The sequence below is a fragment of the Tateyamaria sp. Alg231-49 genome, from assembly GCF_900143535.1.
Classification (GTDB): domain Bacteria; phylum Pseudomonadota; class Alphaproteobacteria; order Rhodobacterales; family Rhodobacteraceae; genus Tateyamaria.
In genome coordinates this window covers 18,643-33,048 of record NZ_FRFA01000002.1, presented here as the reverse complement: position 1 = coordinate 33,048, position 14,406 = coordinate 18,643, and the positions used below count along the sequence as shown (strand labels likewise).

Annotated in this window: 17 protein-coding genes; 7 read left to right on the top strand and 10 right to left on the bottom strand. The window is 58.6% G+C overall.

Features of this window, described 5'->3' with window-relative positions:
- Positions 1-78: 78 nt before the first annotated feature.
- From nth to DHN60_RS03805, 3 genes are read left to right on the top strand one after another with little or no spacing between them, the layout of a single operon-like run.
- Positions 79-723 carry an endonuclease III gene (gene nth, locus DHN60_RS03815; protein WP_108835972.1) on the top strand — a complete coding sequence of 215 codons (645 nt, stop codon included), beginning with the start codon at positions 79-81 and terminating at the stop codon, positions 721-723.
- Positions 720-1,709: an adenosine kinase gene (locus tag DHN60_RS03810; protein WP_108835971.1), complete on the top strand. Its 990-nt coding sequence runs from the start codon at positions 720-722 to the stop codon at positions 1,707-1,709. Before nth ends, DHN60_RS03810 begins: the two co-directional genes overlap by 4 nt.
- Positions 1,710-2,318 carry a GNAT family N-acetyltransferase gene (locus DHN60_RS03805; RefSeq protein WP_108835970.1) on the top strand — a complete coding sequence of 203 codons (609 nt, stop codon included), beginning with the start codon at positions 1,710-1,712 and terminating at the stop codon, positions 2,316-2,318.
- Here DHN60_RS03805 and DHN60_RS03800 read toward each other — a convergent pair.
- From DHN60_RS03800 to DHN60_RS03790, 3 genes are all read right to left on the bottom strand, one after another.
- On the bottom strand, positions 2,315-2,797 hold the full coding sequence (locus DHN60_RS03800) for a hypothetical protein (RefSeq protein ID WP_159089103.1): 483 nt from the start codon (positions 2,795-2,797) through the stop codon (positions 2,315-2,317). The two genes, DHN60_RS03805 and DHN60_RS03800, sit on opposite strands and share 4 nt — an antisense overlap.
- 102 nt (positions 2,798-2,899) lie before the next feature.
- Positions 2,900-3,382 (bottom strand): RNA pyrophosphohydrolase, encoded by a 483-nt coding sequence (locus DHN60_RS03795; protein WP_108835968.1) that lies wholly within the window; start codon positions 3,380-3,382, stop codon positions 2,900-2,902.
- The gene (locus DHN60_RS03790) at positions 3,379-3,843 is read right to left on the bottom strand and encodes a GNAT family N-acetyltransferase (RefSeq protein WP_108835967.1); all 465 of its coding nucleotides are present in this window, start codon (positions 3,841-3,843) and stop codon (positions 3,379-3,381) included. The genes DHN60_RS03795 and DHN60_RS03790 overlap by 4 nt, the downstream gene beginning before the upstream one ends.
- Positions 3,844-3,928: 85 nt before the next feature.
- Between DHN60_RS03790 and DHN60_RS03785 the strand changes: the two genes are divergently transcribed.
- On the top strand, positions 3,929-5,956 hold the full coding sequence (locus DHN60_RS03785; protein WP_108835966.1) for an NADPH-dependent 2,4-dienoyl-CoA reductase: 2,028 nt from the start codon (positions 3,929-3,931) through the stop codon (positions 5,954-5,956).
- Between the two features lie 62 nt (positions 5,957-6,018).
- On the opposite strand, the gene DHN60_RS03780 is transcribed toward DHN60_RS03785, so the two are convergent.
- A complete protein-coding gene (locus tag DHN60_RS03780) occupies positions 6,019-6,459 on the bottom strand; it encodes a DUF4399 domain-containing protein (protein ID WP_108835965.1) in 441 nt (146 codons plus the stop codon).
- A gap of 83 nt (positions 6,460-6,542) precedes the next feature.
- Between DHN60_RS03780 and DHN60_RS03775 the strand changes: the two genes are divergently transcribed.
- The 3 genes from DHN60_RS03775 to DHN60_RS03765 all read left to right on the top strand — a co-directional run bounded on the left by DHN60_RS03775 (position 6,543) and on the right by DHN60_RS03765 (position 8,849).
- On the top strand, positions 6,543-7,034 hold the full coding sequence (locus DHN60_RS03775; protein WP_234423512.1) for an RNA polymerase sigma factor: 492 nt from the start codon (positions 6,543-6,545) through the stop codon (positions 7,032-7,034).
- On the top strand, positions 7,031-7,813 hold the full coding sequence (locus DHN60_RS03770) for an anti-sigma factor (RefSeq protein ID WP_108835963.1): 783 nt from the start codon (positions 7,031-7,033) through the stop codon (positions 7,811-7,813). The genes DHN60_RS03775 and DHN60_RS03770 overlap by 4 nt, the downstream gene beginning before the upstream one ends.
- Before the next feature lie 130 nt (positions 7,814-7,943).
- Positions 7,944-8,849 carry a LysR family transcriptional regulator gene (locus DHN60_RS03765; RefSeq protein WP_108835962.1) on the top strand — a complete coding sequence of 302 codons (906 nt, stop codon included), beginning with the start codon at positions 7,944-7,946 and terminating at the stop codon, positions 8,847-8,849.
- Between the two features lie 251 nt (positions 8,850-9,100).
- Here the strand turns inward: DHN60_RS03765 and DHN60_RS03760 are convergent, their stop codons facing one another.
- The 6 genes from DHN60_RS03760 to DHN60_RS03735 form a co-directional block, all read right to left on the bottom strand.
- The gene (locus DHN60_RS03760; RefSeq protein WP_108835961.1) at positions 9,101-9,322 is read right to left on the bottom strand and encodes a hypothetical protein; all 222 of its coding nucleotides are present in this window, start codon (positions 9,320-9,322) and stop codon (positions 9,101-9,103) included.
- Between the two features lie 95 nt (positions 9,323-9,417).
- The gene (locus DHN60_RS03755; RefSeq protein ID WP_108835960.1) at positions 9,418-9,681 is read right to left on the bottom strand and encodes a hypothetical protein; all 264 of its coding nucleotides are present in this window, start codon (positions 9,679-9,681) and stop codon (positions 9,418-9,420) included.
- Positions 9,682-9,694: 13 nt separating this feature from the next.
- The gene (locus DHN60_RS03750) at positions 9,695-10,978 is read right to left on the bottom strand and encodes a hypothetical protein (RefSeq protein ID WP_108835959.1); all 1,284 of its coding nucleotides are present in this window, start codon (positions 10,976-10,978) and stop codon (positions 9,695-9,697) included.
- Between the two features lie 271 nt (positions 10,979-11,249).
- On the bottom strand, positions 11,250-11,552 hold the full coding sequence (locus DHN60_RS03745) for a DUF4387 family protein (RefSeq protein ID WP_108835958.1): 303 nt from the start codon (positions 11,550-11,552) through the stop codon (positions 11,250-11,252).
- Positions 11,545-12,897 (bottom strand): acyclic terpene utilization AtuA family protein, encoded by a 1,353-nt coding sequence (locus DHN60_RS03740; protein ID WP_108835957.1) that lies wholly within the window; start codon positions 12,895-12,897, stop codon positions 11,545-11,547. The genes DHN60_RS03745 and DHN60_RS03740 overlap by 8 nt, the downstream gene beginning before the upstream one ends.
- A 3-nt stretch (positions 12,898-12,900) precedes the next feature.
- A complete protein-coding gene (locus DHN60_RS03735) occupies positions 12,901-14,406 on the bottom strand; it encodes a tripartite tricarboxylate transporter permease (protein WP_108835956.1) in 1,506 nt (501 codons plus the stop codon).

Sequence of the window (14,406 nt, the reverse complement as noted above, 5' to 3'; positions counted from 1 at the left end):
GAAGTGCGAACCTAACAGGTCTAACCGCCCCGCAACCGAACCTTGCCCAAGCGGGTAAAAGTGCCCATACCTCGCACCATGGCCAAGCAACTCGACTACCACACGATCCGCGAAATCTTTACCCGGTTCCAGACCTCTGATCCCGAACCCAAGGGCGAGCTGGTGCATGTGAACGTCTACACCCTTGTCGTGGCGGTCGCCCTATCCGCTCAAGCCACAGATGCAGGCGTGAACAAGGCCACCCGCGCCCTGTTCCAAATCGCTGATACGCCGCAAAAAATGCTCGACCTCGGCCTTGAGGGGGTGACAGAGCATATCAAGACCATCGGCCTCTTCCGGCAAAAGGCAAAGAACGTGATCAAGCTGAGCCAGATCCTTGTGGACGATTACGGCGGTGTGGTTCCCAATTCCCGTGCCGCCTTGCAATCCCTGCCGGGAGTAGGCCGAAAGACAGCCAATGTGGTTCTGAACATGTGGTGGCATCACCCGGCCCAAGCCGTCGACACCCACATCTTCCGCCTTGGCAACCGCACCGGCATCGCGCCGGGTAAGACTGTAGACGCGGTCGAGCGTGCCATTGAAGACAATATCCCGGCCGACTTCCAGCTGCACGCGCATCACTGGATGATCCTGCACGGACGCTATACATGCGTGGCGCGCAAGCCCAAATGCGGGGCCTGCCTGATCCGCGATCTCTGCCCTTTTGAGGAAAAAACCGAATGACCAAATACACCCTGGCCGGTATCGGCAACGCTGTTGTCGATGTGATTGCCCACGCCGACGATTCCTTTCTGGACCTTATGGGGATCGAGAAAGGGATCATGCAGTTGATCGAACGCGAGCGTGGTGAAGTCTTGTACGGGGCAATGAATGACCGGTTGCAGACACCGGGTGGCGCTGTTGCCAACACGATTGCAGGCGTCGGCGCGCTCGGATTGCCCACGGCCTTTATCGGACGCGTGCATGACGATGCCTTGGGTCAGTTTTACGCAAAGTCTATGCAGGACAGCGGAACTGATTTCGTGAATGCGCCTGTTCCCGGCGGCGAACTGCCCACATCGCGTTCCATGATTTTTGTCTCGCCGGATGGTGAGCGTTCGATGAACACCTATCTGGGCATTTCGACCGAGCTTGGCCCCGAGGACGTTCCGGACGAAGTGGCCTCCCAATCTGAACTCATGTTTCTGGAAGGCTACCTCTTTGACAAGGACAAGGGCAAAGAGGCGTTCCGCCAAGCCTCCCGCCTGACCCGTGCAGCGGGTGGCAAATCCGGAATCGCCATTTCTGATCCGTTCTGCGTGGACCGGCACCGCGCCGACTTCCTCGACATGATTGGCAACGAGTTGGACTACGTCATCGGAAACGAACACGAGATCATGTCGCTGTTCGAAACGGACGATCTTGAGGCGGCAATGGCCAAAACCAAAGACATGATCGACCTTATGGTCTGCACACGATCAGGCGACGGTGTGACCATCATGGGACGGGGCGAACGACACGACATTCCGGTTGAAACGGTCACCCCTGTCGATGCAACAGGCGCAGGCGATCAGTTCGCCGCCGGGTTCATCTACGGCATCGCAACGGGGCGCGATCTGGCAACTTGTGGCCGCATGGGCAACCTGTGCGCCGCAGAAGTCATCAGTCATATCGGCCCACGTCCACAGATGGACATGAAACAACAATTCGCCGCGGCCGGATTGGAATAAATGCTGACGGACGGTTTTCACGACATCCCATCGGGCAAGGTGGCGATGGTAGTCACATATCTGGAAATGCGCACGCCGCACTTGCGCGGTGCTCAACTCCCAGACGGGCTTACCTTCGAAGAAATGAGCCCAAATGTTGCATCCTATCGCAAACTCTATCGACGCGTGGGTGATGATTGGCTGTGGTATGGGCGCAACCTGCTTCCGGATGCAGACCTCGTTACTATCCTCGACGATCCGGGCACTCGGTATTTCACCTTCATGAAGGACGGAGTGCCAGAAGCGCTGCTGGAACTGGATTTCCGCCAAGAGGGGGAATGCGAACTGGCCTATTTCGGCCTGACTTCCAACCTGATTGGCACAGGCGCCGGAGCGTACTTGATGGACCGCGCGGTCGAACATGCCTTTGCCGCGCCGATCACCCGTTTGCATGTGCACACCTGCACCATCGACAGCCAGCAAGCGTTGCCGTTTTATCGCCGGTCAGGTTTCACACCGATCATGCAAAAAATCGAAGTGGCCGAAGACCCGCGCATTTATCATGGCTACGACCGGGCGCTCGCCCCACATGTGCCCATTATCGAGCCCAAGGGCGACCCCAAAGCTTAGCGAGGGATCGAAGGTTGGCACTGCCGTCCGGCCAGACAATCTCTGACCTGTTTGACCTGCTCTTCGCTCGGATCCCCAAACAAGAAGCCGTTACACGCACCCACAACAAGCACATAGCTGTGTGAGGTCTTGCGTAAGAAGGCAAGGCTACGGCCCGGCGTCGGCGATGGGCACCACGGGCCAGCACATCCGATCTCAAGTACGACATCTGTCGAAAAGGGCTGCGCGACACCACGCACGTTCAGGGCATCGCCCTCAAAGGTCGCCGGGATCAGTGTTGTCTGAGGCACGTTGGCCTGATTGTTCCAGTCGACCTGCGGGACAAGCGCGGGATCAAAGCTGAGGTTGCCCAAAACCGGGACATAGCTTTCCTCGGCTGCGGCAGCTTCCAGATAAGCATCGCTTACTCCAAACGGCATACAAGACAGAGCAAAAGCAGGCAAAGGCAGTACGCCTAAAATAAGAACCAGAAACCGCATTCATAACCTCCCTTTGTCCCGGAGCCGGACTAGGCCCGCGCTTCCATGATCAGAAGTGCGGTCATGAGCCATGCTATGCAATACCACCGAGCACGTCAGCCCTCAGAGATGATCAGCAAAGACCTCAAGCACAGTAACATAGACGTCACGTTTGAACGGCACGATGGCGTCGGGTAGCTCGGCGGGCGGCATCCAACGCCACGCAGAAAACTCCGGGTGATCCGTTTCGATGTTCACCTGTGTGTCCGCACCGGCAAAGCGCAACAAGAACCACTTCTGCTCTTGCCCGCGATATCTACCCTTCCAAAGTTTTGGGATCAGGTCGTGGGGCAGTTCATAAGGAATATAACCGTCCGATTCAGCGACCACCTCGACCAGATCGGGCGTGATCCCTGTTTCTTCTTCCAACTCGCGCAAGGCGGCCGCGCGTGCGTCTTCGCCCTTGTCGATGCCCCCTTGGGGCATCTGCCAGGCATCTTTGTAGCGATCATTGCGCTGGCCAACCCAGACGTGACCGTCCCCGTTGATCACCATCACGCCAACATTGCGGCGATAGGGCAGTTTGGCGATCTCTTCGGGGGTCATGTCAGCACCTTTTCCATCTCTGCGCGGGCCAACGTCTGGTCGGCACGCATCACCGTTTCACGACGCGTAACATGAAAGCCGCGCGCGGCGAAAGCGGGCTCTGCCATCAGGCTGGCATGGGTCCAAAGGCGAGGGTGCTTGCGCGCCCGGGCTGTCTCCTCAAGCGCCACAAGCAGGGCCGAAAACACCCCTTGCCCTTGCGCCTCAGAACGGACGAAGGCGAGGTCGATGTACCCACCAGTCGCCAGCGTCACAAAACCCACGGGCGACGCGCCAACAACTGCCACCCAAACCTTCTGCGCTTCAAGCTTGCGAATCCATGCAGGCCCTTCGGACGGAGCGGCCAGCCATGCTTTTCGCTGCGCCTCGGAGTAAAGGCTCGCTTCTGAGTGGATTGCGTTCCACATCACATGGCCAAGCACTTTTTCCTCACCACTGTATATCTGCCTGATTTCAACCATCTCACACCCTCATGACGCCGCGTTGCACGTGACATTGCGCGTATCTTACAAGAGACCAAGACCTAACTCGTTTGGGAGGACGAAAATGAACCAGTATCCCCACCTGCTCGCCCCGCTCGACCTTGGCTTTACCACGCTGAAAAACCGCGTGTTGATGGGGTCGATGCACACCGGCCTTGAAGAAACCAAGGACTGGAACCGCGTGGCCGAATTTTATGCCGAACGCGCGCGCGGCGAGGTTGGGTTGATGGTCACGGGCGGCATCGGCCCCAACCTTGAAGGGTCCGTACTGCCCGGTGCGGCGATGATGACAACGGACGCAGACATCGAAAACCACTCTTTGGTCACGCAACGGGTACATGACGCAGGCGGCAAGATTGCGATGCAGATCCTGCATGCGGGCCGCTACGCCTATGGACCAAAATGTGTAGCCCCCTCAGCTGTGAAATCCCCGATCTCTCCCTTCCCACCGGCAGAACTTGACGAAGAAGGCATCGAAAAGCAGATCAGCGACATCGTGGCGACGGCTGTGCGCGCCAAGCAGGCGGGCTATGACGGGGTCGAGATCATGGGCTCCGAGGGATATTTCCTAAACCAGTTCCTTGTGACCCACACAAACAAGCGCACGGACCGCTGGGGCGGATCATATGAGAACCGGATGCGCCTGCCCGTCGAGGTGGTGCGCCGCGCCCGCGAAGCGGTCGGTTCAGATTTCATCATCGTTTACCGTCTGTCCATGATCGATCTGGTGCCGAACGGGTCGACCTTTGATGAGGTTGTCCAACTGGCCAAGGCTGTTGAGGCAGCAGGCGCGACGATCATTAACACCGGCATCGGATGGCACGAGGCCCGCATTCCAACAATCGCCACGTCCGTCCCACGTGCGGCCTTTGCATGGGTCACGAAAAAGCTGATGGGTCAGGTCAGCATCCCCGTGATCACCTCAAACCGCATCAACACACCTGACGTGGCCGAAGACGTGCTGGCCACGGGCTGTGCCGACATGGTGTCAATGGCCCGCCCAATGCTTGCCGATGCTCATTTCGTGGCCAAAGCGATGAACGGAAAAGCGGACCAGATCGCACCCTGCATTGCCTGCAATCAGGCATGCCTTGATCACACTTTTTCAGGTAAGTTGAGTTCGTGTCTTGTGAACCCGCGTGCCTGCGCAGAAACGGAGCTGGTGGTCACGCCAGCACAAGTCACCAAGTCCATTGCCATCGTTGGCGCGGGCCCTGCGGGCCTGTCAGCCGCCATGGCTGCCGCAGAACGTGGGCACAGCGTCACTCTCATTGACCGCTCAGATGAGATCGGCGGACAATTGAACATGGCCAAACAGGTGCCGGGCAAAGAAGAGTTCTGGGGTCTCGTCGACTGGTACCGCACCATGGTCGCAGAATTGGGCATCAAGGTGCTTCTCAACACCGAAGCTACACCGGACATGCTGAGCACCTTTGATGAGGTAATCATCGCCACAGGTGTCTTGCCACGCGACCCGGGCATCCCCGGCCAAGACAGCGCGAACGTGCACTCCTATATCGACGTGCTCAAAAAACGCAGCCAACCGGGAAAGCGCGTAGCTGTGATAGGTGCGGGCGGTATTGGGTTCGATGTCTCCGAATTCCTTGTGCACGAAGGCGACAGCCCGACCGAGAACCTGCCCGAGTGGATGGTTGAATGGGGGGTCAGTGATCCTGCCGTGAACCGTGGCGGCCTCGCCCCAGAGGGACCAAAGCCCGACGCACCCGCGCGGGCGGTCACGTTGCTGCAGCGCAAGGCAGAAAAGCACGGGCGGCGATTGGGCAAAACAACAGGTTGGATTCACCGCGCCGCACTCAACATGAAAGATGTGCAGTTCGTGGGCGGAGTGAACTATGAAAAGATCGACGAAGCAGGGCTGCACGTATCGTTTGGTGAGGCGCGCGAAAACCCAACCCTGATCGAGGCAGATGATATCATCCTCTGCGCAGGCCAAGTGCCAGATCGGACCCTTGCGGATGCCTTGGAAGCCGCAGGCATTTCTCATCACATTATTGGCGGCGCGGATGTTGCCGCTGAACTGGACGCAAAACGCGCAATCGATCAGGGTACGCGTTTGGCAGCGACCTTGTAGGCGACCGCCAGACAACTGTGGTTGGCAATGTGATACCCTATCAGAAGGGCATCACACCTGTATCATTCCACGGTTATAGTGATCACTTCGCTCGCCACAGGCGGCGAGTGCGGAATGTGGTTCAGGTCCCCAAGAACAAGCTGCATCGTGTGGGTGCCTGCGGGCAAATCTAATGTTGTTTGTGTTTGCCCACCGCCGAAGTGGATATGATTGTCATCGGCGGGCAGACCGTATTCCAACTCTTCCGCGCCTTCTTCACCCTCTCCAATCGGCGGACGGTTCAGCAACAGGTGGTGGTGGCCGGTGTTTTCTTTCTCAGTACCGGCAGGTGCGACGCCCATGCCTGCAAGACCGAAAACGACAGTCACGGGAGATGAAACCGTATCGCCATCCTCAAGGCCAATGAAATAGACCGTGGCATTTTCGGGTGCCAGCGTACCTTGCGCCCAAAGAGATGTCGACATGAGCAATCCCGCGCCGAGTGCTATCACTAAAGGTTTCATTGCTTTCCTCCTCCGCTTAATGATGTTGCTTAGAGTGTAGCGCGTTAAGGACTGAATTCATCTCCACTCATGCTCAACAAACCGTGCGTGATGGCATGGGCGCGATCTATCCGCGTCTGTGGCGCTATTCTGTTGCGCTGACCGGTCGGCGCGATTGGGGTGATGATCTGGCCCAGACAACCTGCTTGCGCGCGCTGGATAAGGCCGACCAATTCGAAGTAGGGACTCATCTGGACCGCTGGATGTTCCGTATGTGCCAACGCGTGTGGTTGAACGAGCTGCGCTCGCGCAAGGTGCGCACGGGCGGCGGCCTTATGCCGGTCGAGGAAATCGACCTTGCTGACAATTCTCCGGGCACCGAAGTGAATATTCTGGCGCGTCAGGTGTTATCCCATGTGAATGCCCTCCCCGAGGCCCAGCGGCAGTCCGTCCTGCTCGTCTATGTGGAGGGGTTCAGCTACAAGGAAGCGGCAGAGATAATGGAGATCCCCGTGGGTACCGTGATGAGCCGGCTGGCCGGCGCACGCAAAAAGCTGAACACCATCATGGCCGACCCTGAGGGAGGCCAGCAATGAGCACGCCCCGCGCCTTTAGTGACGAGGATCTGACCGCCTTTTTGGACGGCGAGGCGGATGATGCGCTGATGGCTGATATCTCCGCAGCGCTTGAAACAGATTCGGACCTTGCAGATCGGATGGCGGGTCTGGAAATACCAATGGATGCTATTGCAGGGGTCTTCGATCAGATGCTTGCCGATGCTCCGGCGATGCCAGTTTTACCAACACCGGAGGTCGCAAAACCGGAACCGGCCAACACCAATGCTCCCCTCAAGTGGGCGTGGGGTCTGGGAACCTTTGGCACCGGGATCGCCGCCGGGCTGGCCGTTGCGTTGTTCACGGGCTTTGGCGCTCCAGAACCTGCGCCGCGCGGCTGGGTCAGTTTCGTGGCCAGCTACCAGACGCTTTACACGACCGCCACGCTGACAGAGGTGAACCCGACTGCAGCAGAGGCTGCGCTGCAACTGGCGTCCGTGTCCGAGGGGATTGGCATTGATCTGGCCGCACTGCCAGAGGCCGAAGGATTGACGTTTAAACGGGCCCAGCTTTTGGGCTTCAACGGCAAGCCGCTTGTGCAGATTTCCTACCTTCGCGATGACGGCACACCCGTGGCTCTGTGCATCATCCCCGCGGGGCCGGATGCGAAAGGTGTCAGCATGGGGGCCGCCGAGGGCCTTGATGTCGCGCGCTGGAACACGCCCGGTTTCGGCTTCCTGCTGATCGGCGGGCAAGACGGCGAACCACTCGCTCAAGAGGCTGAAACCTTCCAGGAATGGGCGCAGGATATCGCCACCTGAGCGAACGTCGTCGTTTCCATGCCCGGAACGATTCCTGCAATTACCCCGATATTATCCCATCCCCGCCCTGATTGTGCCGTGATTGGCCACGATACCCGATCCTCGAAGAACTGAGAAGAAAGGGCCGGGCATGGACCGCCTTACCGAGATGGAAGCCTTCGCCATGGTCGTAGACCAAGGCGGGTTTACGGATGCTGCCAAGAAGATGGGGATTTCTAAATCCGCTGTCTCAAAACATGTTTCATCTCTGGAAGCCCGTTTAGGTGCCCGTCTTTTGAATCGCACGACACGGCGCGTGTCGCCGACTGAGATTGGGCTGGCCTATTACGACCGCGCCCGCCGGGTACTGAATGATGCAGGCGAAGCGGATTCGCTGGTGACGTCCATGCAATCGGCACCGTCTGGTCTGCTGCGTATCTCGGTTGCGACAGATTTTGGGGTCAATCACTTGTCCCCGCGACTGTCCGAATTCCTCGCGGACTTTCCGGACATCACGGTCAACATGGTCCTGAACAACCGCTATGTGGAACTGATTTCAGAAGGGTTCGACATGGCCGTGCGGATCGGTGAGCTGGAAGACAGCACCTTGCGTGCACGCAAGTTAACTGAGACGACCAAACGCATGATCGCGAGCCCCAAATATTTCGAACAATATGGCCGCCCCGAAAAGATCGACGATCTGAACGAGCACAAGCTGCTCCATTATTCCAACCAGTCCTCCGGCAACATGTGGAAACTGACCGCGCCATCAGGCGAAAAACGTCAGGTGCGCACGGCAGGCTGGTTATCTGTAAATGACGGGCAATCCCTTCTGAATGCCGCCGTTTCTGGCCTTGGCATCGCGTACCTGCCCAGCTTTCTTTATGCGGAGGCCCTCGAAAAGGGTCTGATCGAAGATGCGATCCCGGACCTGCCGCTTGAGACCCAAGGTATCTATGCTGTTTACCCTCCAGGCCGCTTTACGCAGCCGAAGGTGCGCGCGTTCATCGACTTTTTGGTGCACGCATTTGCGGACAAAGGCCCCGCAGACTGGTAACGATTTATTCCCTGGCCGATCGTTCGGTTTTTGCCTCGGTGTGAGAACACCGGGGCATTTTTTTGACGTGTCCCACGCTGGGACACGTTTGCACACCAGTAATTTCAATGGGTTACAGAGGCACGGTAACAATCCGTTAAGGTTTGCGAAAAACACAAATGTAACGCCAAGGGCGGCCGGACAGGGACAGACCGCACCCACGTTGCACTGTGCGCGCAGTCAGAACCGGCGACCAAGGCACAAAGTGCGCTCTAGCAGCCACGCTCAGCCGCAAGGGCTTCGATCGCTTCTTTCTCGGACGCGGGCGTGTCTGGGTTCAAACCAATGCGGGTGGCATATCCACACCATGGTCCGGGATTCTCCGGCTCGAACAGGGGAACAGGCTCGGGCTCGAACTCGGGTTCTTCTGGAACCGGAGGCGCGAGACACCCCGTCAGCCCGACAAGCGACAACATCACGCAAAAATACCGCATTTTTCTCCCTCACACATACACGCCAACAGCTTCACAAGCTGGGCGCGAATTGCAAGAAGAACTTTCGCCTGAACACCCGCGAGCGAAGAGACTGCTTAGCTCTCAGGCACGGGCGGTGTACCTTCCACAAGATCGACAGGAACGCCATTCAGATCTTTGGGAAACACTTCGCCCCCCGCAACATCTTCGGGCGGCAATACCTTTTTTACGGTAACGCGAATCCCGACCTCATCGGTCGGGACCCCGTCGATCCAGCGCCGTGCAACTTCGACCGAGATGACACCTTGGCGTGACATCCACGCGCTGCGCACGTCGTCAAGCGCCTCTGTCGCAGTCTTGACCTGTTCTGGATCTGACACTTTTACCTCCTGCTTAGTAGTCTTGACCGTAGTCATATTCGCCCGAATGACCACCACAGGAACAGCCACCGCCGCCACCGCCGCCGTGCTCTTCCGCTTCCATCATCTCAAGCAACTGGCGCAGAAACCTCAGATCATCAAACGGTCTGGGGTCCGGGCGCGGGCGGGGCGGATTAAAGATCGGAATGCGCCGGCGGATCAGCAGATCACAAATCTCTGGATAGCGCTGGCAAATGTTGAACACCGGTCTGGTCGGGATTGGCCGGGAGGGGCAGAAAATCGGCAGGAACGAAAAGTTCAGTGCAGACGCGACGGGTTTGATTGGGTTGGCCAGCGCGTTTTCCGCTGACGCTGGAGATGGGTTCCGTTCCCCTCCAAAGTGCAGGCCAATTGCGCGGTTTGTTCGCTCGTTCAACCAGATACTGCCAGAGTCACCCCCCAAGCTGATTTCAACATCCACGGCAGGCCATGGCGGGCGCGGAACGATGCGGATCTGGTTTGTGAATGCCACAACACCTGGATCGCCATAGTCAATCGAAACACTCATGCTGACCCCATCCACGATACCCTTGGTCAGACCCGTAGTGCGGCCGGATTTTTCGACCTCCATACCCAGTGTCGCGTCGTCCGTGCCGGTGACAGTTCCGATGTTCATGATGTCACGGCTGTGCGCGCGCGCGTTGTTGAGCGTCGCAACAGCGGCGTCCATGGACGAGTCGAGCCGCATCCGCGTGAGGGTTGCAACCGCCTCTGTTCCGCCATCGACCCGGCCCGGTTGAAGAATGTCTTCGCCCACAGCCGCAGCCGAACCGCCAGCCAGAACGTGCCAGTTCGACAGGATCATCGGTCGACAGCTCGACCGGTCAAAGACGATTGCGCCCAGCGTGCCTGCCGTAACCCTTGGGTTGCCACAGCTGATCCCGCCGACAAGTGGGTTGAAAGCGGTGGTGCGCTCAATACCGACCCCCACTTCGCCCATCAGGTCCTCAAGAGCGACACGGTCGGTGCTGACATCCGCTGGCGCGTAATCGCCTTCGATCACGTCGACCGGAAACCCACCTTGCTTTGTGAGCGACTTGCCGGTTGTGTTGAAAACTTCGCTGGAGGACAGGTCAGCGACGGGCTTTTTGCGCGCGACATGAACACGAAGTGCCACGTCGTCCGTCATGACTTTGTCTTTGATCTTAAAGCCTACATCCACAGCCGTGACCCCGGGGCGGCGCATCCATTCACGACGCACTTCGTTCAGTTTTTCGATCGCGCTGTCGACGGTCTTTTTGTTGGGTGTTTTTGGCATCTTAGTCTCCTCCTCAAAATGAATTTGCAGGACGCAGGGCGGCCAAAAGAGAAAAGTATTGTGCAAAATATGTTGGCATCCAGAATTGACGCCCAGCGTTCTAATTCTGAGATAATAGCATAAAAAGGCGTCATTGCGCAACTCAAGCTAGAAAAATGCGCCCAATACGGGAACCGCTCGCGCCAGTCGGGCCAACTTGTTTGAAAGACGCACACAATGTTACAACCGGCGTCTGCGACGGCCTGTGATCACGCCCTAGACAGGGCGTATGTCACGCAATCTGCATCTCGGCGACCAGCGCCGCCCATCCTGCACCATGCATATCTCGGTCTGAAATTGTGCCCTGAACCGACGGTCGGGGTACGGAAATCTTTACGACGTTCAGGCTTTGGATATCGAACCGTTTCAGGAGTTGTTCGGGTGTATCGAACCGTTCGGCAACGGCCTTGGTCGTCAGGCCGTTCTTGATACGCTCAAACGCCTCAGCCGAGCCGCAGAAAATGTCCACCGTCACCCAAAATGGCCCGGCATTCTTGGACCGCACCTTTTCGGCCAGATCGCGCACTTCAGGCATCGAGTACCTCAAGTGTGAAGGCGTCCATTGGATCATCCAGCCACATCACGTGGTTCAGGCAGAATTCATAGACGGGTCCGCGGTCGATCTCGGCCGGGGAGAAGGGAAAGGCGAATGTCGGTACTTCCTCTTCTCGTGTCAGCGGGTGGTGCAAAAGGTAGGGGTTCAAAAGTTTGCCAATCTCGTTGGCCAGTTCCGGCGTTTTTGCGGTCACCAGACCAAGCGCCCCGATCTCGACAGGATCAGCCACGCGGGTTTCTAAATCGCCCAGCACCGAGTTTTGCCCAATCAGCCTGATTTCGATGGTGAAATCATCCGCCGTGGCACTGGTGCGTTGCAGCGCCTTGTCGGTGCATTTGGCGATGATGTCCTTGGCCCATGTTGCCGCATTGGTCACGTAGTGTGGGTCGCGCACCACGGCGAGCACCACTGTTTGATACCCCGCCACGCGCGCGCCTTCGAGTTTGACGTTATAGCCGGTCGCCTTGCGCCAGACTGATCCTGTGACCCGCACGCGGGTGTCATCGAGCGCGTCATAGCGCGCTTCGGTCACGTCCAGCGTGCCGCCCGGTTCGTGCAACAAATACGGGTCCGCATTTTCATAGAGCATGTGGGCGGAGACTGTATGCGGGGTCGCACGCGCATCATCGGCCAATGGGGTAAGCGTAAACGCCGCGCCCTCCCAATCGATCTGGATCACGCCGGATTGCGGATTGGTGGCGCACAATGCGCCGCATTCCCCGATTTTGGCTGCGTGCCATGCCGGTCCGGGATCAATGCCTTTGGCAATCGGAAGGGCAGCGATGATCGCCGTGTCGGTCGTGCGCCCCGCAATCACGATGTCCGCCCCAGTGTCTAGCGCGCAGGTGATTTGTTCTACTCCGGCGAGCGCCACGATGTTGGTGCAGCTTTCCAGCATGGGCGCGTCAATGTCGGGTGCGGGCGTGAGCGGCGTGATCCGGTTTGCGCCAAGTGCATCAACGACACGGTTCGCGGGTTGGTCGGATTTCAGAACCGCAATCTTGGCCGTTTCGCCGCGTTCGGCCAGTATTTCTTGGGTGATTTCGACCAGCCAGTCCACCGCACGTCCTGCCCCGCAGGTGCCTGCTGTCCCAATCACCAGCGGGCAGCGCGCGCGGCGTGCGGCGTCCATCAGCCCGGCCCATTCCAGCTTGGTCGAGGAGCGCGCGTATTTGGACACGCCCCGCCCCAGATAGGACGGCCCGCTGTCCGTTGACCCCCCATCGATGGCGATCAGGTCCGGTTTGTTGGCGATCCCGCGTTCCAGTGCGTCGTGGTCATAGCCAAGCCCAAGCGCACCGGAAGGGATGAGCACCCGCACCATCGCTTAGTCGATTACCCGGTCAGGGCGCTTGAGGATCGGACGCAGGAACATTGGCGCGACAAACCCCACAATCGCCGCGACCCAGAGGCCAATGGCAATCGGAGACGACCACAGATAGCTGACATCGCCGTCCGACAGGATCATCGCGCGCCGCAGCGCGTCCTCCATGTGCTTGCCCAGCAGGATGCCAAGGATAATGGGCACCGTTGGTATCCCGATCTTGCGAAAGAGGTACCCCATCACGCCAAAGCCGGTCATCAGCAGCAGGTCAAAGTAGCTGCCTGTCAGCGAGAAGATCCCGACAAAGCTGATCATCATCACCCCCGGCAACAGCAGCGAGGGCGGCACGGCGAGGATGTACACGAACAGTTTCACCATCGGCACGTTCATCACCAGCAGCACGAAGTTGGCGATCAGAAGCGAGGCGATCAGACCCCAGACAACTTCAGGCCGGTCGGTAAACAGGGTCGGTCCCGGGGTGATGTTCAATGTCATCAAAAGCGCCAAGAGCACCGCCGTGGTGCCCGAGCCGGGAACACCCAAGGTCAGCATCGGGACCAAAGCCCCGCCAGCCGCCGCATTGTTCCCGGCCTCAGGGGCCGCGATCCCGCGTGCAACGCCAGTGCCAAAGCCACCTTTTTTGCCAGCAATGGATTTCTCGGACATGTATGCCAAGAAAGAACCCAGCGACGCCCCTGCCCCCGGCAGAACGCCCGCGACGAAGCCCACCAAACTGGCCCGCAGCATGGTAAAGAAGGACTGTCCAATTTCGCGAAACGGGATCGTCACTTTCTCAAGCTTGATCCCAAGCGAGGAATCCTTGCCCTGCTTTTCGATGTAGATCAGCACCTCGGAGACAGCGAAAAGCCCGACAAGCGGAACAAGAAAATCGACGCCGTCCATCAGGTGCAGGTTACCGCCGGTAAATCGGGGCATACCCGTCTGGTTGTCCAGCCCGATGGTCGCAATCGCGAGCCCCAACGCCGCCGCAAAGGCCGCCTTGGCCTGGTTCTTGGACGACAGGCCACCCAGTGTACAAAAGGCCAGCAGATAGAGCGCGAAATACTCGGCTGGACCAAACTGATAGGCCACCCGGCTGAGCAGCGGGGCGAGCAGCATCAACCCGATGGTGGCCAGAAGTGCGCCAACGAAAGAGGCCACGCCAGAGATCACCAGCGCATCGCCTGGGCGCCCGTTCTTGGCCATCGGATAGCCATCAAGGGTTGTCATCAGGGCCGGTTCGTCGCCCGGAATGTTCAAAAGGATCGAGCTGATCCGCCCGCCATACATCGCCCCGTAATAGACCGAGGTCAGCAGAACGAGCGCCGAGGTCGCATCCAGCCCCAGCGAAAAGGTCAGCGGAATAAGGATCGCCACACCGTTCGAGGGACCAAGCCCCGGCAACGCGCCGATGATTGTGCCCAAAAAACAGCCGATAACAGCAAGCATCAGGGTCCATGGGCTGAGCGCCACCGAGAAACCCAGCGCAAGGTTGGAAAGAATGTCCAT

Coding starts and splice junctions, on each gene's coding strand:
- DHN60_RS03800 (WP_159089103.1), bottom strand. CDS start 2,797: ATGCGGTTTCTGGTTCTTATTTTAGGCGTACTGCCTTTGCCTGCTTTT.
- DHN60_RS03770 (WP_108835963.1), top strand. CDS start 7,031: ATGAGCACGCCCCGCGCCTTTAGTGACGAGGATCTGACCGCCTTTTTG.
- nth (WP_108835972.1), top strand. CDS start 79: ATGGCCAAGCAACTCGACTACCACACGATCCGCGAAATCTTTACCCGG.
- DHN60_RS03795 (WP_108835968.1), bottom strand. CDS start 3,382: ATGACCCCCGAAGAGATCGCCAAACTGCCCTATCGCCGCAATGTTGGC.
- DHN60_RS03785 (WP_108835966.1), top strand. CDS start 3,929: ATGAACCAGTATCCCCACCTGCTCGCCCCGCTCGACCTTGGCTTTACC.
- DHN60_RS03740 (WP_108835957.1), bottom strand. CDS start 12,897: ATGGTGCGGGTGCTCATCCCTTCCGGTGCGCTTGGGCTTGGCTATGAC.
- DHN60_RS03810 (WP_108835971.1), top strand. CDS start 720: ATGACCAAATACACCCTGGCCGGTATCGGCAACGCTGTTGTCGATGTG.
- DHN60_RS03765 (WP_108835962.1), top strand. CDS start 7,944: ATGGACCGCCTTACCGAGATGGAAGCCTTCGCCATGGTCGTAGACCAA.
- DHN60_RS03760 (WP_108835961.1), bottom strand. CDS start 9,322: ATGCGGTATTTTTGCGTGATGTTGTCGCTTGTCGGGCTGACGGGGTGT.
- DHN60_RS03750 (WP_108835959.1), bottom strand. CDS start 10,978: ATGCCAAAAACACCCAACAAAAAGACCGTCGACAGCGCGATCGAAAAA.
- DHN60_RS03805 (WP_108835970.1), top strand. CDS start 1,710: ATGCTGACGGACGGTTTTCACGACATCCCATCGGGCAAGGTGGCGATG.
- DHN60_RS03745 (WP_108835958.1), bottom strand. CDS start 11,552: ATGCCTGAAGTGCGCGATCTGGCCGAAAAGGTGCGGTCCAAGAATGCC.
- DHN60_RS03735 (WP_108835956.1), bottom strand. CDS start 14,406: ATGGACATTCTTTCCAACCTTGCGCTGGGTTTCTCGGTGGCGCTCAGC.
- DHN60_RS03780 (WP_108835965.1), bottom strand. CDS start 6,459: ATGAAACCTTTAGTGATAGCACTCGGCGCGGGATTGCTCATGTCGACA.
- DHN60_RS03790 (WP_108835967.1), bottom strand. CDS start 3,843: ATGGTTGAAATCAGGCAGATATACAGTGGTGAGGAAAAAGTGCTTGGC.